The 19835-nt window shown below is 71.9% G+C and carries 22 protein-coding genes; 20 read left to right on the forward strand and 2 right to left on the reverse strand.

Annotated features, from left to right (window positions below):
• Positions 1-89: 89 nt before the first annotated feature.
• Positions 90-845 carry an NsdA family TPR-like regulatory protein gene (locus tag KME75_RS09155; protein ID WP_219414149.1) on the reverse strand — a complete coding sequence of 252 codons (756 nt, stop codon included), beginning with the start codon at positions 843-845 and terminating at the stop codon, positions 90-92.
• Between the two features lie 136 nt (positions 846-981).
• On the reverse strand, positions 982-1326 hold the full coding sequence (locus tag KME75_RS09160) for a helix-turn-helix domain-containing protein (protein ID WP_219414150.1): 345 nt from the start codon (positions 1324-1326) through the stop codon (positions 982-984).
• Positions 1327-1918: 592 nt separating this feature from the next.
• On the opposite strand from KME75_RS09160, the gene KME75_RS09165 reads away from it, so the two are divergent.
• The 20 genes from KME75_RS09165 to KME75_RS09260 all read left to right on the forward strand — a co-directional run bounded on the left by KME75_RS09165 (position 1919) and on the right by KME75_RS09260 (position 19777).
• Complete coding sequence (locus KME75_RS09165; protein ID WP_219414151.1) at positions 1919-2170, forward strand: hypothetical protein; 252 nt, start codon at positions 1919-1921, stop codon at positions 2168-2170.
• Positions 2171-2999: 829 nt separating this feature from the next.
• Positions 3000-3575: a VldE C-terminal domain-containing protein gene (locus KME75_RS09170; RefSeq protein WP_219414152.1), complete on the forward strand. Its 576-nt coding sequence runs from the start codon at positions 3000-3002 to the stop codon at positions 3573-3575.
• 140 nt (positions 3576-3715) lie between these two features.
• Entirely contained in the window at positions 3716-3940 is a 225-nt protein-coding gene (locus KME75_RS09175) for a hypothetical protein (protein WP_219414153.1), read from the forward strand.
• A gap of 5 nt (positions 3941-3945) precedes the next feature.
• Positions 3946-4368 carry a hypothetical protein gene (locus KME75_RS09180; protein WP_219414154.1) on the forward strand — a complete coding sequence of 141 codons (423 nt, stop codon included), beginning with the start codon at positions 3946-3948 and terminating at the stop codon, positions 4366-4368.
• Between the two features lie 2 nt (positions 4369-4370).
• On the forward strand, positions 4371-5573 hold the full coding sequence (locus KME75_RS09185; RefSeq protein ID WP_219414155.1) for a hypothetical protein: 1203 nt from the start codon (positions 4371-4373) through the stop codon (positions 5571-5573).
• A 164-nt stretch (positions 5574-5737) separates the two neighbouring features.
• A complete protein-coding gene (locus KME75_RS09190; protein WP_219414156.1) occupies positions 5738-6034 on the forward strand; it encodes a hypothetical protein in 297 nt (98 codons plus the stop codon).
• Positions 6031-6555: a hypothetical protein gene (locus tag KME75_RS09195; protein WP_219414157.1), complete on the forward strand. Its 525-nt coding sequence runs from the start codon at positions 6031-6033 to the stop codon at positions 6553-6555. The genes KME75_RS09190 and KME75_RS09195 overlap by 4 nt, the downstream gene beginning before the upstream one ends.
• 130 nt (positions 6556-6685) lie before the next feature.
• Positions 6686-7327, forward strand: a complete 642-nt coding sequence (locus KME75_RS09200) for a hypothetical protein (protein ID WP_219414158.1) — start codon at positions 6686-6688, stop codon at positions 7325-7327.
• 2 nt (positions 7328-7329) lie between these two features.
• Positions 7330-8841, forward strand: coding sequence for a hypothetical protein (locus tag KME75_RS09205; protein WP_219414159.1), 1512 nt, complete (start codon positions 7330-7332; stop codon positions 8839-8841).
• 40 nt (positions 8842-8881) lie between these two features.
• On the forward strand, positions 8882-9202 hold the full coding sequence (locus tag KME75_RS09210) for a hypothetical protein (RefSeq protein ID WP_219414160.1): 321 nt from the start codon (positions 8882-8884) through the stop codon (positions 9200-9202).
• 103 nt (positions 9203-9305) lie between these two features.
• Positions 9306-10166 carry a hypothetical protein gene (locus KME75_RS09215; protein WP_219414161.1) on the forward strand — a complete coding sequence of 287 codons (861 nt, stop codon included), beginning with the start codon at positions 9306-9308 and terminating at the stop codon, positions 10164-10166.
• Complete coding sequence (locus KME75_RS09220; RefSeq protein WP_219414162.1) at positions 10106-11125, forward strand: ATP-binding protein; 1020 nt, start codon at positions 10106-10108, stop codon at positions 11123-11125. The genes KME75_RS09215 and KME75_RS09220 overlap by 61 nt, the downstream gene beginning before the upstream one ends.
• 546 nt (positions 11126-11671) lie before the next feature.
• On the forward strand, positions 11672-11923 hold the full coding sequence (locus tag KME75_RS09225; RefSeq protein WP_219414163.1) for a hypothetical protein: 252 nt from the start codon (positions 11672-11674) through the stop codon (positions 11921-11923).
• Complete coding sequence (locus tag KME75_RS09230; RefSeq protein WP_219414164.1) at positions 11920-13107, forward strand: DNA polymerase III subunit beta; 1188 nt, start codon at positions 11920-11922, stop codon at positions 13105-13107. The genes KME75_RS09225 and KME75_RS09230 overlap by 4 nt, the downstream gene beginning before the upstream one ends.
• A gap of 82 nt (positions 13108-13189) precedes the next feature.
• Complete coding sequence (locus KME75_RS09235) at positions 13190-14749, forward strand: DNA cytosine methyltransferase (RefSeq protein ID WP_219414165.1); 1560 nt, start codon at positions 13190-13192, stop codon at positions 14747-14749.
• On the forward strand, positions 14746-15039 hold the full coding sequence (locus tag KME75_RS09240) for a hypothetical protein (RefSeq protein WP_219414166.1): 294 nt from the start codon (positions 14746-14748) through the stop codon (positions 15037-15039). The genes KME75_RS09235 and KME75_RS09240 overlap by 4 nt, the downstream gene beginning before the upstream one ends.
• Positions 15036-16034: a bifunctional DNA primase/polymerase gene (locus KME75_RS09245; RefSeq protein ID WP_246631770.1), complete on the forward strand. Its 999-nt coding sequence runs from the start codon at positions 15036-15038 to the stop codon at positions 16032-16034. The genes KME75_RS09240 and KME75_RS09245 overlap by 4 nt, the downstream gene beginning before the upstream one ends.
• On the forward strand, positions 16031-17848 hold the full coding sequence (locus KME75_RS09250; RefSeq protein WP_219414167.1) for a hypothetical protein: 1818 nt from the start codon (positions 16031-16033) through the stop codon (positions 17846-17848). Before KME75_RS09245 ends, KME75_RS09250 begins: the two co-directional genes overlap by 4 nt.
• Before the next feature lie 415 nt (positions 17849-18263).
• Entirely contained in the window at positions 18264-18437 is a 174-nt protein-coding gene (locus KME75_RS09255) for a helix-turn-helix domain-containing protein (RefSeq protein ID WP_246631771.1), read from the forward strand.
• Positions 18434-19777 carry a site-specific integrase gene (locus tag KME75_RS09260; RefSeq protein WP_219414168.1) on the forward strand — a complete coding sequence of 448 codons (1344 nt, stop codon included), beginning with the start codon at positions 18434-18436 and terminating at the stop codon, positions 19775-19777. The genes KME75_RS09255 and KME75_RS09260 overlap by 4 nt, the downstream gene beginning before the upstream one ends.
• Positions 19778-19835 lie beyond the last annotated feature (58 nt).

The following is a 19835-nucleotide window of genomic DNA, read 5'->3' on the forward strand; positions in this document are numbered from 1 at the left end:
GAGCTCCGCCACGGACGGCGGCAGCGAGTCCGACATCCGTCCATGATCGCGCCACCACGCCGACGATCAAGCCGCCACGCCGGGCCCGATCACGTCACCAACAGCTCCGGACGTACTGAATAGCTACCCTGCGCAAGGCCATGAATCCCTGCGTCATATGACATCCATGCAGCAAGCTGCGTAGCTTCGGCGGCTGCCGAGAACAGCGCGCGTCGCACGGTCTCGCTCGCGCCGGCCCGCAACAGTGTCGGCAGTTCGCCACGCAGGAACGTAATGAGGGCCTCGCGCGCATGTCCGCCCCCAAACTGATTGTCCATGCGGTCGAACATGTCGCGTGTCGAGCGAATCCGTATGACGTCAGACTTCCCGACTGCACCGACTGACTCAAGTCCGCGCCGCTGAGGCGACGATCCAACAATCCACGACAGCGACGCCTCGTTCCACGACGCAACATCGACGGGCGATGCAACGACGCTCCGATCAGAGCCCTGGTCCGCGGCGAGCTGCGACACCGTGTCGACTCCGCCCGTAGCGGTTCGCGGATAAGTCAGCCCAAGTTCCGGACCGACGTGTGAGCCGAGAGGAAATCCGACCTCATCTGCTGCGACCCGGCGACCAAGCCTCGTACTCAAGGCCGAGATGATGAACTGCCTGGTCTCTTCGCTGCGTGGGATCGAGCCGCCAAGCCATCGAGTGACGTAGGTGTGTGTGAACTCCTGTGTAGAGCCCCGCGCGCGGGCGGCACGTGTCACTGCACGCGCGAACTGCTTTCGTCCGCCGTCGCCGACTGGCCCCAGAAAGCCGGCATCGGTCATCAGAGCCGTCAGGCGCTCGTTCCCCGCCACGCGCGCTCACCTCCGTCGCGTCCCCCGAGTGCACAAGTGTGCCCCCGTCTGCGCCCTGTTGAGGCTGGATTCGAGAACCCAGTCTTGTTCTTGTGCAGCACGGCACCAGCGGATGGGAGGGCGAGGAGGTGACCGCTTACCGGCTCGCCGAGTCGCGATCGGCCTCCAGGGCTGACACGCGAGCCTGCAGGTCAAGAAGCTCGGCACGGATCGTTGCTAGGGAGTCTGCGTCCGCCGCTCCGTCGGGTCGGCTCGCCTGGCCCCGAAGAATCTCTCCCAAGTGCTCGGCCGGCCAGCCGAGCGCGACCGACAGGGCGGTGAGTGTACGAGGCTGGCGCCGCCGGGTGTTCAGCACATGGATGAGTTCACGAACCGTGGTCAGGGAGACCCCGGACCTCCCGGCGAGCTCCGTCATCGTCATGCCCCGCTCGTCGAGCCGGTTGGCGATCGCGGTCGCTACAGCCTGCCAGTCCTGGGTCAAGTCGCCTCCTGTCGGTGCTGACCTGCGGAGAGTCTAGCCAGGCAGGGCGAGGCCGCGCGTGGTTCGCGCTCAGACTGTTGACAACCTATCAATCTACGCTCAATCTGAGCGTGAAACCCTTACCGCGGAAGGACGAGATGAGCAACAGCAAATGGGACGGGGCCGAACTGGCGGACTGCGTGGCGTCTCTGGACGACGACGCCCGATCGGCAGTGCGTCGGCACTGGGAGCAGGTGATTCGAGAGGAGTGGGTTCCGCCGACGCGGCGGCCGCCCCGAGGTGCGTCCCTGGCCGAGCTGAACGAGCGCCGAGAGCGCCGTTCGGCACGTCAGGTGGTGGCTCGGGTCGCGGCGGTCCGTCAGATGGCGAGGCGGCTTCGTCCTGCACCGCAGGTTGGCGGCTCGCGCTGGTTCGGGCCAGGTGAGGCGGCATGAGCGGGTCAGGGCGGCGTAGCGCTTTCGGTTCGTGGTCGCATCCGCTGGCGGGAGTGGCCCGGCGGCGGTGTCGGAAGCTGCACCCGCGCACGGCTGCCGCTGTCGCTGTCGCGTGTGGGGCCTGCTGGGAGCGGGCGATCCGTGATGACGAGCGCGCGGTGGTGCTGTTCGGGTTGCCGCGGGAGATCGAGCCGGACCCGATCTACGTGGATGTGGTTGCGGTGGAGCTGGCGGTGGCCGGGCACCGACCGCGGCTGACACCTCCCGAGGAGGCCGAGGCGGTGGCGATCCTGCTTCGCCGAGGCTGGAGCGACACGCGGATCGCGGAGTGGCTGGGCATCCGGCCACATCGGGTCGTCGACCTCCGCTCCGAGGTCTCCGCGACCGGAGCCGGAACGGCAGTGGCGTGATGACTTATCACCGGGTCGCAACCAGCGACGGCGAGGCCTTTCACCTGAACGGCGAAGCCCTGTGCCTGATCCGCATGTGGGGCGGCCGCCCTCACCTCCACCGCCGGTGGTGGTGCGCGGTGAGCGCGGTTCGGGCCAGCCGGCACCGGCCGCGGCGTCAGCACCCGCGCTGCCCCTCGCGCGGCTACTTCGACGACCTCGACGACGCCCGCGAGGCCGCCGCCTGCGTTCGGCTCCGTCGCGGCGCCCTGCCGCCAGTGCGGCGGCTACCACCTCGAGCCGCCCCGGAAGGGAAGCCACCGATGAGCAGCACTGGCTACGTGTGCCCGGAGTGCGGAGAGCCGGCGCGCAACCGGCCACCGCGCTCGTGGACCCCGTCGTGGGGCCCGCGACCGCGGTGGTCGCACCTCGACGGCGAGCCACTGTGCCCGGTGATGGGCCACAGCGGCTACGAGCCGGCCGAGCCGGCCCGCGCCCGGAAAGCGGGACGTCGGTGACCAGCGACTACCCGCTCGCCCGCGACGAGCTGATCCGCCTCGTCCGGGTCCCGGCCGTGTCCTTGTTCCGCCGGGACCCGGCTTCCACACCCCGCCCAACCACCCGACCGAGGAGCGCAGCCCGCGCCCACCGAGTCCACCCCCTGACCTCCGAGTGAAGTGAGCAGCAGATGGCAACCACGACAGCTCGCCCGCCCACACCGGGCCGCGCCGTCGTTGTGCGCCCCGCCGCTCGTGTGCACGTCCGTCCAGCGCCCCGCCGACGCCCAGCACGGCGGCCGGCCCGTCGCCCGGCGTATCGCCGCCGCCACATCGGCAGGGTTCGCCAGCAGGTGCCGGGCTGGGTCATCGTCGCCGGGAGCCTGATCGTCCTACTGCTGCTCACGCGCGGCGTGGCCGAAGACCAGGACGTCACAGCGCCCGCCCCCGCGCCTCCCGCACCCGCCGCTGCGCCGTACACGGACGCCGCCAGCGGCTGCGTCCAGCCCGACCCAACCAGCAAAGGCTGCCTCACCGGCGCCACCCGCCACGCGCTCGACGAGATCGAACGCGTATTCGGCGGCTACCGCAAAGGCCCCAAGATCCGGTCCGCTGGGTGCTGGGACGAGCACGCCTGGAACCCGCGCAGCGACCACCCCAAGGGCCGCGCCTGCGACTTCTTCCCCACCCGCGCCGGGACATTCCCGGTCGGTGCCGAGCTCGACGCCGGGTGGGAGCTGGCGAACTGGCTCCGCACCAACGCCGGCGCGCTGCGGGTCCGCTACGTCATCTGGCAGGGCCGCATCTGGCAGTCCGGCCACGGCGACAGCGGCGGCTGGGGTCGCCGCTACACCGGCGGCGGGGTCTACGACCCGAACGACGCCACCGGCGGCCACTACGACCACGTCCACGTCAGCTTTCAGGCCTGACCCGCAGGAGCCCCACCCAGCCGAACGACCGCGTGCGCGACACCAGACAGCCCCGCCCGCCGGGATGACCGCAGGGCCCGGCGGGCGGGACCTCCAAACCTGACCCATCCCCCTCCCGATCCGACCGAGGAGAACCGATCATGGCCACCCAAACCCGAACCCCGATCGCGTCGATGTACTGGGGCGAACTCACCCTGCTCACCCGCGTCGGCCTCGTGCTGGCGCTCGTCGTGCTCCCCGTCGCCGCCGGGATATACGCGGACGTCGAGTGGAGCGCTACCCTCGGTGATCCGTGGGCCGGCATCGTCGGGTTCATCCTCGGCGGCGCGGTCGGTGTCCTCATCCGTCCTCGTCGGCAGGCGTAGCCCTGATGGACGCCTACATCAAGTTCGAGGGCTACTTCACCGAGCACATTCGCAACGGCGTCAGCGTGGGCTGTCCCACCGCGATGGTCAGGCTCGGCAACGACACCACCGTCGAGATTCCCCGCCCGTTCATCGCGATCGGCAACAACCTCGGCATCACGCCGGCGATCGAGCCGGACGGCGAGACCTCGCTCCGGATCGACGTCACCCGCTGGTCACCGCTGCGCTACGGGCACCCCATCACAGCCGGGTTTCCGTTCAACTTCGCAGGCCAGGAGCTTGCGGTCCGGGTTACTCGTGCGTTCGACGCAGACCCGAACACGAGCTGGCGGGATCCGGCCACCGCGATCAGGTTGTGGCTCCGGACATGGCTCGACGGACAGGGGCTCGGCTCGCCTCTCCCCGCGGGCACGGGAAAGCAGGCGTAGCCGTGCCCGTCACCGTCGAGAGCGCAGGCGCGCCACCGCGCGAGGAATCCCCGCTGCAGGCGTCGAAGGACGCGCGCCGACGTGAGCAGCGGGAGTACCGCGACGCCGCCCGGGAAGCTCGCCGGCAGCGCCGCACCGCCAAGAGGGCCGAGCGCCGCGCCGCGACCCGCCTACGCATGACCGACGTCGGCCACCAGGCCGCTTTCATCGCTCCGCTGCTGCTGGTCACCGGGTTCGCCGTGTACGGCCAGATCGACTACATCGTCGACAACCTCGCACCCCGCGACTGGGACCTCCTGTACCGGCTGGTCCTCGCGGTCGCCGCGGGTATCGCCATCGAGTCGATCTCTAACTATGTGCAGCTCATGGCCCACAGGTTCCGGCTGGCCGGGGCCACCGCTCAGGCGGCGAAGCTGTCCCGCGCGTCCTACCTCATCGCCGCCGGGGTCGCGTTCATCAACTACCAGCATTTCTGTGGCCCCAACCTCGCCCCCACTCCCCTGGCGCTCATGTTCGCCGCGTTCTCGCTCAGCTCGCCGTGGCTGTGGGGTCTTCACACCCGGGGTGTCGAGCACGAGCAGCGCGCCGCCGAGGGCACCCTGGACCAGGCGGGCGCGGTGTTCGCGGCGGAGCGGTGGCGCCATTTCCCGGTCCTCACATTCCGTGCCCGGCGCTACTCGGTGATGCACAACATCACCGACCCGGTGGAGGCATGGAATGCGTTCATAGCCGACTACCGGCGTGAGGTGACGACGCGATCCATCGAGCGTCGCCAGCGCCGCGCCGAGCCACGCACCACCGGCCTGCTGGTGCGGTGGCGTGGTGCGAAGCCTGGTGCGGCAGCTGGTGCGCCGAGCACCCCACAAGGTGGTGCGACGGGTGGTGCGAAGCCGACGCGGGCCGCGGACGGTCCCGCCAACCCCTCCGACACCGGCCCGATGGAACGCGCCTCGGTGACCTCACTGGCGCGCCGGCCCGCCCTCACCCCCTTCGAGCAGACGTCCATGCGGGACGCCGCGACCGACTGGGCTGTGGCGCAAGCGACCCGGACGGGGTCCGTGCCGGGGTGGCGCACGATCCGCAACGCGACCGACGACCGGACCGGGGCCCTGCTGTTCCCCGGGCTGTCCGAGTACGCCGCGAAGGGAGCGGCGGATACCGCGAAGGTCCGCCTCCCCGGTGGCACCGCGAGGGCTGCCCGGTGAGCGCCGCGAACACCCTCGTCCCGCCCCGGCGTCCCGGAAATTTGCCGCGGGCGGGTCGCAGAACGTGGGGATCGACCGCTACGCGCGCGCGTGCGGGCGCGTTGGCCCTCTCCGCCGGGCGGCCCTGGCGATCACCGGAAATTTCCTCGAGGCAGGAGGCGTGCATGGCAGGTCGACGACTCACCGCAGGGCGCCGTGGCCCGGACGGCCGTATCCGGGCGGTGGCGCTGGTCGAGCGGGCCAACCGCATCCGTGAGGCGGCGCGGGCTCGGTACGCCGCGGCGCAGACCGACGCCGAGCGGCTCGCCGCAGCGGTCGACTACGTCCGTGCCGCGGCCGCGGCGGCGGACCGCGCCGGCCTCGCTGAGGCCGGCGCCGTGCGCGCGGAGGCGACGCGGACGCTCATGGCGGTCGGGGACACGATCACTGGGCGTCTCGCCCGGCAGGGGCGTGCAGCATGACCACCACCGACCCACGGACCGCACCACCGACGCACCAGACGGGCCGGGCGCTACCGCACCAGCGGTCACCCCAGGCTCCGCACCAGCCTCTCCCCCACCCGCCGGAGCCGACGCACCGCATCGTCACACCACCCTCGCCCCACCCGGACCGCACCACCCCGGAGCCGGAGTGGGACGACCAGCCGCAGCGGCCATCTGACCGGCTGGGCGAAGCATTCGCCGGACTGCGGTTCGTGAGCAGCAGCCCCGGCAGCCTGCGCGACCAGATCGAATACGCGCGGGACGGCGCCTACACGACCCGGGCGGGCGGCCCATGGCGCACGGCGAATATCGCGTTTGCGCGGTTTATTGCTTCGCCGGGACTGACAATTTGCTACTTCATCGCATGGGCGTTTTTCACGCGACTGATGCGAACCGTCACGACTCTGGTCGTCGCCGTTCCGCTGCTGATCGTCCTCAACGGCGTACCGGTCGTCGGCTGGTTCGTTCCCGACTGGGCCGACGTCACCACCTGGTTCTGATCGGAGGTTGGCGATGGCTACGACAGTTCGCACCACCCCCCGCGCTGTGGGGGGTCGGGCTGTCGTGGTGCGCCCTGCTGCTCGTGTTCCTGTCCGCCGGCCGCCTCGCCGCCGCCCGGTCCGTCACCCGGTGTACCGCCGGCGGCGCATCGGGCGGGGCGGACAGCAGGTGCCGGACTGGGCGGTCGTGGCCGGCGCCCTGCTCGTGCTGCTGCTGGCTGGGCGCGGCGTCGCCGAAGTCGCTGCGCCCGCGCCTCCGCCCGTCGCCGAGGCGGGCGGGCTGGTGTGCACGACGGCCAACGGTCCGGGCGTCCCGGTCGCCGGGTTCGCCGGCCGCCAGCTCGCTCACGCCGCGGCGATCGTGGCCGCCGGGAAGGAGATGGGCGTCCCGGAGCGGGGGCACGTCATCGCGGTGGCCACCGCCATGCAGGAGAGCAAGCTGAAGATGTATGCCAACCGGGCTGTACCCGCGTCGATGTCGCTCCCGCATGAGGCAGTCGGCAGCGACCACGACAGCACCGGACTGTTCCAGCAGCGGCAGCGCGGCTGGGGAACCCTCGCGCAGCGGATGGAGGCCCGGGAGTCGGCGCGGCTGTTCTACGCCGCGCTCTTGAGGCTGCCCGGCTGGCAGTCCATGCCGCTGACCGTCGCCGCGCAGCGCGTGCAGATTTCCGCCCACCCAGACCGCTACGCGAAGTGGGAGGACGAGGCCGCCCAGGTCGTGGCCGCCGTCTCCTCCGGCATCGCCTGCACCCCTACCGGAAGGAGCTGACCGTGGACCCGGTCACTATCTGGATCTTCTGCCTGGCCACCGCCTGGTTCATCCGCCGCGCCGTGGAAGACGGCTACGCCGCCGTCCGCGGACGCACGTCGCCGCGGATCGCCCGCCGACAGGCCGCGTACGAGCTGGCGCAGCAGCAGGCCGCCGCAACCGGGACGCCCACCATCGGGCAGGCCGCGACCGGTCGCCTCGCCAACCGCATCGCGAACCCGCGTCCACCCGGCCCGTTTCGCCGGTACCTGTCGGGGCTGTGGGAGGACTCGTGGAACGACGCCGAGGAGCGCCGCGAGGAGAGGCGCCGGCGTCGGGCCGAGCAGCGGCGCGAGCAGGCGGAGCGCGACGCGGAGCAGCGCCGCGAGCAGGCGGAGCGTGAAGCGGCCGGCCGACCGGACCCGGACGACGCGCTGCGCACGCGCAAGTGCCGCGGGTGTGACGTGCTGGTGGTGGAGCCGCTGGAGTGGTGCGCCGGCTGCCAGTCCGCCGAGCGCCGGGTCAACGAGCCGCAGCCGGAGCCCGACCCGCGCCGCTGCACCAAGTGCCGCCACCTGGTCGCCGACGTCGGCCCGCTCGACGAGGTCGGCGAATGCCCGGACTGCCAGGCCGACACCCGGGACGACCTCGCCAACCAGGAACGCCTCGCCGACCTCGACGACGAGCAGGTCGACCGGCTCAACGAGCCCGCCAGCTGGAGGGAAACCACCGGCGGCGCACAACGCGACGGCGGCGACCACCACGAAGACCAGGACGGCGACGCCTACTACCGCCGCTGGGAGCAGCCCCACCCCCGCGTAGACGGCACCTTGCGCACCACCGTCACGTCGTGGGCGCAGGACAACGGGCGGAGGCGCTGGATCGTCACCGAAACCGAGTGGCAGTGGGTCGGCAGCAACGACGACGTGCTGTTCGAGGACACCGACGTGTCCGACAGCTCCGAGGACGGGCCCTCCGGCCAGCCATGGCCGACCCCCGACGACGTGCGCCGCACCGTCAACGACGCCAGCCCTGCCGATGCTAACGAGACCCCGCTGCTCGACGTTCTGGACGCCACCCTCTGCCCCGGCGGGTGCGGCACCTGGGTCGTCGGCGGCATGTGCCCCACCTGCGAGGAGCGCCGCGCGCTGCCCTCAGCCGAGACCCCGGAGCCGGACCCGGCCCCGGAAACCACCAGGAAGGACACCCCACCCATGAGCACACCCGCCGAAATCAACGGTGACGTCTCCAGCCCGCTCGACGCGCTCGCCTTCGCCACGAGCTGCCTCGACCTGAACGCAGCGATCATGAACGAGCTCGACGCCATGGCGAACAACCTCGAGGGCGAGGGCGTCGGCGCCGCGTGCATCCAGATCGTCCGCGACGCCTGGGCCGCGGGCGACCAGTTCGGCACCGCAGCCGCCGGCGCCCGCGACGAGTACGCCCGCCACGTCGCCACCCAGGCCGAGATCGCCGGCGACACCGAGCTCCGCGACACCGTCGCCGGCACCTACCTCGACGCCGCCCGCGCCTAACCCGCCACCGCCAGACCGAGCACCAGGGAGACAAACAACCATGACCACCACCATCAACGGCGCTGACGTGTTCACGCCGCAGGCCGCCGCCGACACCATGCAGGTTGTGGCAGGCGTGTACGCCGACCTGCAGGCATCCATCGAGCAGTCCTGCGGCAACCTGTCCAGCGCCGGCGTCAGCGGCGACCCGATCGACATGCTCAGGGCCATGTTCGACGCAGCCACGATCGCCGCCTCCGCGGCGCAGGAGTCCGCCGGCAAGTTCGATCGACACGTGCAGAAGGTCGCCGACACCGTCGGCTCCGACCCGTCCCTGGCCGGCACTCAGTCGGGCCACTACATGGACCCGGCCGCGCTGTAGCTGCCCGGCCAGCCCCCGCACCCACCTCTGGCCTGCCAGGTGGGCGACCGCTCGCGACGGAGCGGGGGCACACCCGACCTGCAACCCCTTGGAAGGGAGACCCGTGGACATCGACCCCGCCCGCGACCCGCGTGTCCCGGGTATCACCGCCGACACCACCCTCGGGGAGATCGCCAGCCTCGTCGCCGACCGCGACACCCCCCGGCTCAGGGAGCGCCCCGTCATCGAGACGGTCGAGGACCGGATCCGCTCCGATCTCGCCATCGCGGCCGATGCCCGCGCTCGCCAACTCCCCTACCTGGCCACCGCCGCGACCGGTGCCGCCGGCTATGCGGCGTGGGGCTGCGCCGAGCTCGCCACCGCCGTCGGGTCCCCCGGCGCGCACACCGTCATCGTCACCGGCACGTGGGCGGCCACCGCGCTGTCGCTGCCAGTGCTGCGGTTCATCTACCGCCACCGCATCCCTGAGGCGTGGCGGCGCCGGTGGTGGCTCTCCGGTGTCGCCGCGGCCGGGTGGGTCGACGTCGCCGCCGCGACGAGTCCCGCCACGTGGGTCATGACCGGTGCGCTCCTTGGCGGCGCGGCGGCGCTGTCAGCGCGGTGGGCCGCCGAGCACGAGATCCCGAACCCCAGCGCGATGCGCCAGGTCGTGCTGCCGGCCCCGCCGCCACCGCCCGCGATCGACACCAGCCGCGCCGCCCTGCTCGAGCAGGCGTGGTACGACCGCGTCGCTGACGGGCCCCGGCCGATCCTGAGCGGTGCGTGGCTCACGAGCCGCACCGAGCTGCCGAACGCGACGATGTGGATGGTGCAGACCGATCCCGGCAGCTTCACGTTCGACGAAATGTTCGGGAAGCGCCCGAAGATCGCCGCAGCGCTCGGGATCGGCGTGGCAAGGTCGTCTTGGAGCGCTACGGCAGCGGCGACAACGACGCAGAGGACGACGAGGGCCGTGCTTGGCTGACGATCGTCACCCGCGACGTCCTCAAGGATGGCGTGCCCTACGGCGGGCCCCGCTACCACGACGGCCGGATTCCGGTGGGGCTGCACGCCGACGGCACCGGCGAAGCCGAGTACGTCGCCGTCGACGAGGTCGGCGCCCGCTCTGGCCTCGTCACAGGTGACCCCGGCTCCGGCAAGACGGCGCTGCTCGAGGCGATCGCCATGGCCAAGCGGCACTCCGGCGTGTGGAAGGTCCTGTTCGGCGACGGCGACCCCGAAGGTGGGTCGTCGCCGACGCTGAACCGGATCGCCGACTGGCCGGAAGCCGGCCCGCATGGCGTCATGCGGCAGCTCCGCGCGGTCGAGGCGCTCATCAAGGTGCGGTCGCTGCTCAAGCCCACCCTAGTCGCCGCCGCCGGCGGGGAACTGCGGCAGATGCGGCCCGAGGAGGCCAGCACCGCGCACGGCGTCCGGGAGATCCGCCCGTGCCGGTCCTTCCCCGGCTACGTGTGGATTCTCGACGAGTTCAACCGGCTCGCGAACGACCCGGTGCTCAAGGAGGACAACTTCATCGGCCGGATGGAGAACGTGGTGCGGATCGGCCGCAAGTACGGCGTCGTTCTGCTGGTCGGCACCCAGTCGCTGCTCGGCGCGGACTACGGCGGCTCGACCCCGCTGCGCGCGTACCTCGCTGCCCGGAACGCCTTCATCATGCGCTCCACCAACCGGTCCGAGCAGCACACCCTGAACGGTGTCGCGGTCGCGCCCGGCACCTTGCCGAAGGGCGGCGGCTACGCGTACGCCGTCGGCTCGGGTCGGCTGTCGCTGCTGCGGGTGGCGTGGTCGCCCACCATGTCGGACTGGGCCGCCGAGTTCCCGGTCTGCACGGGCGACCCCGACTGGAGCTCGCGATCTCAAGGCACCGCCCGCAGGGCGACGACGATGCCGGCGCGGCGCTCGTGGAGCGCATGCAGCGGTTGACCGAGTGGCGTGCTGCCGTCCGCGCGGGGAAGGAGCCGGGCGACGTCGACGGTCAGGACGCCGAGGGTCGCAAGGTCGCGCCGGTGTCGGTGGGTGGGGCGTCGGTGCCGGCGCCGATCGGCGGCAATGTCATCCACCTGCGCCGACCCCCACCACACACCACGCCACCGCCGGCAACCGCACCTACCGAGGCATTACCTCCGAAGGCAGTCCAAGTGTTGACCGCGCTCTGCTCCCGACCAGGCCCGTGGCGATCGGCCGAGCTAGTGGAAGAAACCCAACTCTCCGGGCCTGACGTGTCGAAAGCACTCGCCGAACTCGTCAAGCGCAGTCTCGCGCACCGACCAACCGGAGTTCAGGGCGTGCATGCAGCTGGTCCAGCGCCAGGCACCGCGGCTGCCCGACTCCACCCGTCCGCGACCGCCGCCCCTGACCCACTCAACCGAGACCGCGACTAAGCGACCCCAGCAACAGCTGGCACCACGCCCAAGCGACGCCGACACCGGTGCCGCGACGACCCACCCATGCCTTGATCAGGAGCCAATTGTGAGTACCCGCAGCAACGCCACCACCCCCGCCGAGCCCGTCGAGCTGCCCGTCCCGGCGCCCGAGGTGGGGCCGGTCGTGGTCGTAGACCCCGAAGGCCGATGGGTCGCCGTGCAGTTCGACGGCCAACTCGGCGGCTACGGCCCCTGGCAGATCCTCGACCGCGACGGCCGCCTGACCCAGCGGTTCACCTTGCCCGCAGTGGACACCCCGCCCGCGCTGCCCTACCCCGCCGGCGGTGAGGCGGCATGACCCAGATCGTCCTCACCGGGGCGGTGCTGCACAAGGCCGCCGCGTGGGCGGTGCTGGCCACCTCGACCCGGCCCTCCGCGCCGGTGCTAGCCGGGCTGCTGCTCGACGCCCCCGACACCAGTATCGGCGGCGGCGAGGCGAGCGTCACCGGATACGACCTGCACACCCGCGCCACCGTCACCATCCCCGCAACGGTGCTCATCCCCGGCCGGCTGCTGCTGTCCGGGCGGCTGCTGGTCGCGGTGGCCAAGACCGTGGCCCGCGACACCGACGTCGCCATCACCACCGACCCGCACCTCGGCGTGCTCGTGCGGTGCGGGCGCGCGGAGTGGCACATGCCCGCCCTCCCCATCCAGGAGTACCCGACCCTGCCCGACCTCGGCGACCCGCTCGGCACCATCGACCCCGCGCAGCTGCGGCGCGCGCTGGGCCAGGTCCTGCCCGCCCTGGACCGCAGCTCGACCGCCCTGCCTGCGTTCACCGCCGTCAAGATCGAAACCGAACCCGCCGACACGGATGAGGCTGACCCAGTGCTCACTCTGGTCGGTACCGACCGCTACCGGCTCGCCGCCGCGACCATCCCGTGGCAGCCCACCAGCTCCGAAGTGCAGGTGGACGCGCTGGTGCCGTGGGGGCTGCTCGACACCGCGCTACGCGCCATCACCACCACCGGCGGCACCGGTGGCGGCGATCCGGACGAGCGAGTGGCGCTGTGCTGCACCGAGCGCGGGTTCGGGCTCGCGACCGGCACCCACCTGGTCACCGGCCGCCAACTCGCCGAGGAATACCCGGCGTGGCGGCGGTTCCTGCCCGAACCGGGCCCGCACCGCGCGGTGGTCGAGGTGGCCCCGCTCGTGCAGGCACTCGGACAAGCCCTCATCGCCGTTGACGACGCCCCCTACGTCCTGCTCGCCGTCGACGACGGCCGGATCGAGGTCTCCGCGACCGGCGGCCAGAGCACCGCCCGCGCCGCCGTGGCGGCCGAACTGACCGGCCCGCCGATCACCGTCAAGGTCAACGCCGGCTATCTGCGTGACGCGGTGGCGCTGCACGGCTGCGATCGCGTCGCGATCGCGTTCGGCGCCACCGGCAACAAGCCGCTGCTCGTGCTCGGCGACGACCCGGGCTACCGCCACACCGTCGTCCCGGTCCGGCTCGACACACACGAGCGGAGCGCGGCATGAGCCAGGACAACACGAGCGCAGGCGGCATGAGAGTGGCAGCTGCGGCGGCCGTCGGTCCGGCCAGCGGGCGGGAGGTCGAGCAATGATCACGATCGCGGACCTGTTCTGCGGGGCCGGCGGCTCTGGGCTGGGCGCGTCCGTGGTGCCCGGCGTGCAGCTGCGGTACGCGGCCAACCACTGGCGCGCCGCTGTGGAGACCCACGCGGCGAACTTCCCGGACACCGATCACGACGTCGCCGACATCTCGCAGGTCGACCCGCGCCGCACCCCACGCACCGACATCCTGTGGGCCTCGCCGGAGTGCACCAACCACTCCGTGGCCAAGGGCCGCCGGCGGCCCACGGTGCAGCCGGACCTGTTCGGGGAGACGCTGCCGGACGAGGCCGCCGAGCGGTCGCGGGCGACCATGTGGGACGTCCCGCGGTTCGCCGAGCACCACCGCTACCGCGCGGTGATCGTTGAGAACGTGGTCGACGCCGCCCGCTGGGTGATGTGGCCGGCCTGGTTGCAGGCCATGACCCTGCTCGGCTACCGGCACCGGGTCGTCTACCTCAACTCGATGCACGCCCCCGCGATCGCCGCACCCCGTGCCCCGCAGTCCCGGGATCGGCTCTACGTGGTGTTCTGGCGCGACGGCCAGTCCGCACCCGAGCTGGACGTGCGGCCCCTCGCCTGGTGCCAGGTGTGCGGGATGCAGGTGGCGGCGCGGCAGTCGTGGAAGCGCCCGGACCGTCCGGCGTGGGGCCGCTACCGCGCGCAGTATGTCTACCGCTGCCCCCGACCCGAGTGCCGGTTCTCGATCGTCGAGCCCTACGTCGACCCGGCCGCCGCCGCGATCGACTGGAAGCTGCGCGGGCAGCGCATCGGCGACCGCGACCGGCCGCTGTCGGCCAAGACGCTGGAGCGGATCCGGGCCGGGCTGGCCCGCTACGCCGGCAGCAGCTTCCTTGCCACGCACCGCGGCGGCCCGGGCGACATCCGCACGGTGCCGATCGGCAGCCCGACCCCAACGTTCACGGCGAGCGGCAACCACCACGGCCTCGTGGTGCCGGTGGAAGGCCGGGAGGGCAAGTCCGCGGCGCCGGTGATGGTGCCGTTGCGGACGCAGTCGACCCGTGCGGAGACCGCACTCGTCGTGCCGTCGGGCGGCACCTGGAACGAGGACGCCCGGCCGAGTAGCGAGCCGTTCCGGGCGCGCACCGCGGTGGAGAACGAGGGCCTCGCGTTCATCGCCGAGCTGCGCGGTGGCGGCTCCGACGCCCGCCACGTGCGGGAGCCCCTGGCCACAGTGACCGCCTCGGGAAACCACCACATGCTCGTCCGCCACAACTCGAGCAAGGGCGACGGCGGCGAGATGTGCACCCCGGCCACCGAGCCGGCGCGCACTCTCACCACCACCGGGCACCAGTCCCTCGTCGGCTGGCCGCGCGACATCCCCGCCGTCGAGGACTGCACATTCCGGATGCTCGAGCCCCGCGAGATCCAGGCCGCGATGGCGTTCCGCCGCGACTACCACGTGTTGGGCACCCGCCGCGAACAGGTCCGCCAGCTCGGCAACGCCGTCACCCCACCCGCCGCCGAATTCCTGATCCGCGCCGTCGTCGATTCGCTCGGCGGCCACTCCGCAGGAGGTGAGCGATGAGCACCGCGCAGGAACCCCTCGGCCCGCTCGACGAGGCGCCGCGCAACATCCGCCCGCCGTTCGACCAGCACCGGCCGGACATCGGGGATCTTGGCACCGAGCGGTGGCGGGAGCTGCGCCGCGCCGACGCCGTGGCGGCGATCCGCGAACCGCTGGCCGGGATTGACCTGGGCACCTACGACGAGCGGATCATCGAGTGGCTCGCCCACGACTACACACCGACCATCGGGGCGATCGTGTCGCTGCTGTACCGCGCCCGCCAGGCCGGCCGGGACGAGGCGACCCGATGAGCAACACCGCGATGAACAGCACGGCCAACGAGCGGGCACGGCTGCTGCGGGTCGCGCTCACGATCGCCGCCCGGGGATGGCCGGTGTTCCCGCTCCGGCCGGGTGGCAAGCGGCCTGCTCTTCATCGCGTAGACCGCTGCCCGAGCACCGGTGCGTGCGCGGCCGGGCACCTCGGGTGGGAGCAGCGCGCCACCACCGACCCGGACCGGATCCGCCGCGCGTGGAGCATCGGACCGGGCTGGAACATCGGGTTGGCCACCGGCCCAGCCGGGCTGGTCGTGGTCGACCTCGACGTCCCCGACCCCACCGACCCGAACGACGTGCCCCCGCCGCGGTGGGCGCAGCTCGGCGCCACCTGCGGCACCGAGGTCCTCGCGCTGCTCGCCGCGCAGGCGGGTCAGCCGTTCCCCGACACGCACACCGTGGAGACGCCGTCGGGTGGATGGCATCTGGTCTTCCTCGCCCCCACCGGCCCCGACGCACCCGCGCTGCGCAACACCGCCGGGGAGCGGGGCAACGGGCTCGGGTGGAAGGTCGACACCCGCGCCCACGGCGGCTACGTCGTCGCCGCCGGCTCGGCCACCCCGGCCGGGACATACCGGGTGGTCGACGCGCGGGACCCGGTGCCGCTGCCCGACTGGCTGGTGCAGCGCCTGCGCCCCACCCCGCCGCCCCCGCCACCGGTGGCACCGATGCCGGTGGGCGGGAGCCGCCACGACCGCTACCTGGCCGCCGCGACCCGCGGCGAGCGGCAGCGGGTGCTCGACGCCCCACCGGGGCAGCGCAACCACAGCCTCTACCTCGCCTCGGTGGCGCTGGGCCAGCTCGTCGCCGGTGGCGCCCTCGGCGAGCAGGACGCGCGCGCCGAGCTGCGCGCCGCCGCCGCCCCGCACCTCGCGGCTGGCGCCTACAGCGCGCTGCAAGCCGAGAAGACGATCAGCTCCGGCCTGCGGGCCGGTGCCCGACGGCCCCGCCGACTCGGAGACGCCGCATGACCAGTCCCACACCCCGCGCCCATCACCCCACCCCCACCGCGAGCGGCCCGCAGAACGGCGCTCAGCCCGCCCTGAGCGAGCCCCCAGCAGACACCACCTCGGCCGACCCGGCGGGCGCGGGCGGGGCGGACGTGCAGCCCACCGAGCCCTCGGCCCGCGCAGACGCCCTCCCTGGCCTCAACCCGAGCGACCGCGACAGCGGCGGCGAGGGTGCGCGGCAGCCGGTGCAGATCGCCAACGGCCCCGCAGCGGTACGGGTCCTGACCGCCGCGCTCGACGGCCGGATCATCCCCGACACCTTCGTCACCGACGGCACCCCGGTGGTGATCGAGGCCGTCTCCGGAGCACCCGGCCCACAGGCCGGCGACGAGAACGCACCACTGCCGCTGGCCATCACCCCGCTGCGCCCGCCCCTGCTCGGGTATCTTCTGGCCGAGCACGCCCACGTGTTCAAGTACGAGAAGACCAAGGACGACGCCTGGATCGAGGTCGAGACCAGCCCCTCGATCACCGTGCTGTCCGAGGTGCTGGCCCGCCGTTCCTGGCCCGGCCTCCCGCCCTTGCGGGGGATGATCGGCGCGCCGGTGCTGCGCCCGGACGGCACCCTGTTGCAGCACCCCGGCTACGACGAGGCCACCGGCCTGTTCCTGGCCTCCACCGTCCATCTACCCCCCGTCCCGACCCGGCCCACCGCCGAGCAGGTGGCGGCGGCGAAGGAGTTCCTGCTCGGGAAGTTCCTGCGCGACTTTCCGTGGCGCACCCCAGCTGACCGCGCCAACTACCTCGCGCTGCTCGCCACCCCGATCCTGCGCCCGTTCACCCGCAGCCTGTCCCCGTTCGGGATCGTCGACGCGACCATGCCCGCGTCCGGGAAGACGATCCTGACCGCCTGCCTGGGCATGCTGTGCGGGCAGCGGGTGCTCACCTGGACCGACAGCGACGAAGAGCTCCGCAAGGCGATCACCTCGGTCCTGGCCGATCAGGCGGGGGTGATCGTGTTCGACAACCTCGCCGAGGGCTCCGTCATCGATTCCGCGGTGCTGGCGCGGCTGGTCACCGAACGCACCTGGACCGACCGCCGGCTCGGCTCCAACGCCGCGATCTCCGCACCGAACGACCGGCTGTGGCTCGCGACCGGGAACAACCTGCGCACCGGCGGGGACATGGCCTCCCGGACTGTGTGGGTGCGGCTCGATCCGGACATGCCCCACCCGGAGGCCCGGACCGGGTTCTCCATCCCCAACCTCGATACCTGGATTCTCGACCCGGCCAATCAGTCCCGGGTGCTGTGGCACCTGCTCGTGCTGGTGCTCGACTGGACCGCCCACGGCGCGCCCGCGTCGACGTCGGTGCCGGCGATGCGGCAGTTCACCCGCTGGGCCCAGCAGCTCGGCGGGTTGCTCGAGCACCACGGCATCGGCTCGTTCCTGGCCAACACCGGCGACAACCGCGACCTCGACGACGACGCCGCCGAGTGGCGTGTCTTCCTGATGCGCTGGCACGAGCTGCACGGCGACCGCCACCTGACCGCGAACGAGCTGCGCCGCGCCGCCGAGGGCTTCGGCGGCAGCGACCCGTGGGATGGGACCTTCCCCACCACCGGCAGCGGCCAGCTCCTGTCGGTGAAGAGCCTCGGCCGGCGCCTCACCGGCCAGATCGGGCGCTGGCGCGGCGACATCGTTCTACGCAGCGTCACCAACCCGCACAACCACGGCCGGTCCTACTGGGTCGAGCACCGACCCGTCGAACCCCGATCCTCCCAGACTGCCGAAAGAAACCTCGCAAACCCGCAAACCGCTGGTACAGAGGGGTGACCAGCACAAAATGACTACTCAATCTTGCGGTTTGTCCCCGGGCTCAAACCAGCAAACCCGCAAACCGCGCGGTTTGCGGGTTTGGAACTCATCCTCCACAGCTCAAACCGCAACCACGAAGCCCCAGGTCAGATACCAGTTCTGCGGGTTTGCGGGTTTGAATCGCCACCGCTCGGCACCCACACGCCACACCGGCAGAGCACCACCGGAGCGCCGCCCCGACCGCCGCCCGACCGCCGTCACCGTCCGCGCACACCCCCCTGTTACAGCTTCCGACCCGCGAGCACGAGTCGACCCGCCCCAGCGATCACTTGAGGACAGCATGAGCGCGCCAGCAAGCTCGACCCACACTCCGCGCAAGGCCGAGGTCCGCGGAGCCTCCAGGACCGATCACTCCCCCTCCCTGCCTGCCCTGATGTCCGTGCCGGAAGCGGCGGAGTTCCTCGGACTCAGCCGAGCGTCGGCATACCGCTACGCCGAGGCCGGTCTGCTGCCCACGAAGCGGTTCGGCCGGCGGGTGTACGTCGTCCGTGCCCGTCTCAGCGATCTGCTGGAATCGAACGACGCGCCGGAGGCTGGCGCCGCATGAGCCGCCGCAAGAGGTCACCGCGCCGCGGCCAGGGTACCGTGTACCAGCGCGGCAACAAGTGGGCGTTCGCCTTCGACGGTCCTCCGCACCCGCTCACAGGTGAACGACAGAAGATCCGCAAGAGCGGGTTCGCCTCCGAAGACGCCGCGTGGGACGGCATGCAGGAGGCGCGCGCCGCCCTCGCCACCGAGACCTACGTCAAGCCCTCAAGAGCGAAGGTCTCCGACTTCTTCGAGGCCTGGTTCCCCTACGTCCGGACGACCACGGAGCCGACCACCGCGGCCAACTACGAGGTGCTGGCGCGCGCGTACGTCCTGCCGTGGATCGGAAGCAGGCCGATCCAGGAGATCGTGCCGTCGGTCGTCGCCGCGCTCTACAGCCACCTGCTGGCGGAGGGACGGCGGAGACGCGACACCAACTGGGACATGTACCGCGTGTGGCAGGACGCCCGCGCCGCGAAGCGGGAGATCCGACCGCGGGAGATCGCGGACAAGGTGGGCGTCACGTACGCGGCCGCCAGGAAGGCGGTACAGCGCTACGAGGCCGGGCGACTTCCCGGCAAGCCAGACCCTGGCCTGTCACCGAAGACGGTGAAGACAGTGCACATCATGCTGAGCTCGGCCATGGCAACCGCGGTCAGGTGGAAGTACCTCAGCGTTAACCCAACCGAGGGCGTGAAGCCGCCCTCGGTCGCGAAGCGGACACACAGCACCTGGAGCCCGATGGAGCTGGGTCGGTTCCTCGAGGTCGTCCGCACCGATCGGCTCTTCGGCCTGTGGGTGCTCGTCGCGTCGACGGGGATGCGCCGTTCCGAGCTGTGCGGCTTGCAGCTCTCGGCGCTCGACTTGGAAGCCCGCACGGTTCGCATGACGACCACCCGCGTGATCGCCGGCGGAAAGGCGAGCAAGGGCAGCGGCAAGAGCCCGGGCAGCCGCCGCCAGTTGGCGCTGGACAGGTTCACGACCCAGGTGCTGCGGGAGCACATGAGGCGCCTACGAGAGGAGAAGGAGGCGTTCGGCCACGGGTACCAGAACCACGGCCTGGTGTTCTGCTGGGAAGACGGGCGACCGATCTACCCAGACACGATCACTGAGCGGTTCAACCGCCTCGTCGAGCTGGCGCAGCTCCCACTGATCCGGCTGCACGACGTACGGCACAGCTACGCCACGATCGCGCTCCGCTCCGGCGTACACCCGAAGATCGTGAGCAGTCGGCTGGGCCACGCCACTGTGGCCTTCACCCTCGACACCTACTCCGCCGACGTGCCGGATCTCGACCAGCAGGCCGCCGAGGACATCGGCGGGCTGTTCCTGCCGCGCCTCGCGGAGGCGGACTCATGAGCGTCTGAGCGCCCTTTGGGCACCACTTGGGGCACCGAACACCCGATCCATCGCGCCG

This window comes from Pseudonocardia nigra (assembly GCF_019396355.1).
Classification (GTDB): domain Bacteria; phylum Actinomycetota; class Actinomycetes; order Mycobacteriales; family Pseudonocardiaceae; genus Pseudonocardia; species Pseudonocardia nigra.

What these genes read in the sequence shown, in the direction of transcription:
- KME75_RS09175 (WP_219414153.1), top strand. Translation starts at nt 3,716, where the DNA reads ATGGCCACCCAAACCCGAACCCCGATCGCGTCGATGTACTGGGGCGAA.
- KME75_RS09180 (WP_219414154.1), top strand. Translation starts at nt 3,946, where the DNA reads ATGGACGCCTACATCAAGTTCGAGGGCTACTTCACCGAGCACATTCGC.
- KME75_RS09190 (WP_219414156.1), top strand. Translation starts at nt 5,738, where the DNA reads ATGGCAGGTCGACGACTCACCGCAGGGCGCCGTGGCCCGGACGGCCGT.
- KME75_RS09195 (WP_219414157.1), top strand. Translation starts at nt 6,031, where the DNA reads ATGACCACCACCGACCCACGGACCGCACCACCGACGCACCAGACGGGC.
- KME75_RS09210 (WP_219414160.1), top strand. Translation starts at nt 8,882, where the DNA reads ATGACCACCACCATCAACGGCGCTGACGTGTTCACGCCGCAGGCCGCC.
- KME75_RS09230 (WP_219414164.1), top strand. Translation starts at nt 11,920, where the DNA reads ATGACCCAGATCGTCCTCACCGGGGCGGTGCTGCACAAGGCCGCCGCG.
- KME75_RS09235 (WP_219414165.1), top strand. Translation starts at nt 13,190, where the DNA reads ATGATCACGATCGCGGACCTGTTCTGCGGGGCCGGCGGCTCTGGGCTG.
- KME75_RS09240 (WP_219414166.1), top strand. Translation starts at nt 14,746, where the DNA reads ATGAGCACCGCGCAGGAACCCCTCGGCCCGCTCGACGAGGCGCCGCGC.
- KME75_RS09245 (WP_246631770.1), top strand. Translation starts at nt 15,036, where the DNA reads ATGAGCAACACCGCGATGAACAGCACGGCCAACGAGCGGGCACGGCTG.
- KME75_RS09250 (WP_219414167.1), top strand. Translation starts at nt 16,031, where the DNA reads ATGACCAGTCCCACACCCCGCGCCCATCACCCCACCCCCACCGCGAGC.
- KME75_RS09255 (WP_246631771.1), top strand. Translation starts at nt 18,264, where the DNA reads ATGTCCGTGCCGGAAGCGGCGGAGTTCCTCGGACTCAGCCGAGCGTCG.
- KME75_RS09260 (WP_219414168.1), top strand. Translation starts at nt 18,434, where the DNA reads ATGAGCCGCCGCAAGAGGTCACCGCGCCGCGGCCAGGGTACCGTGTAC.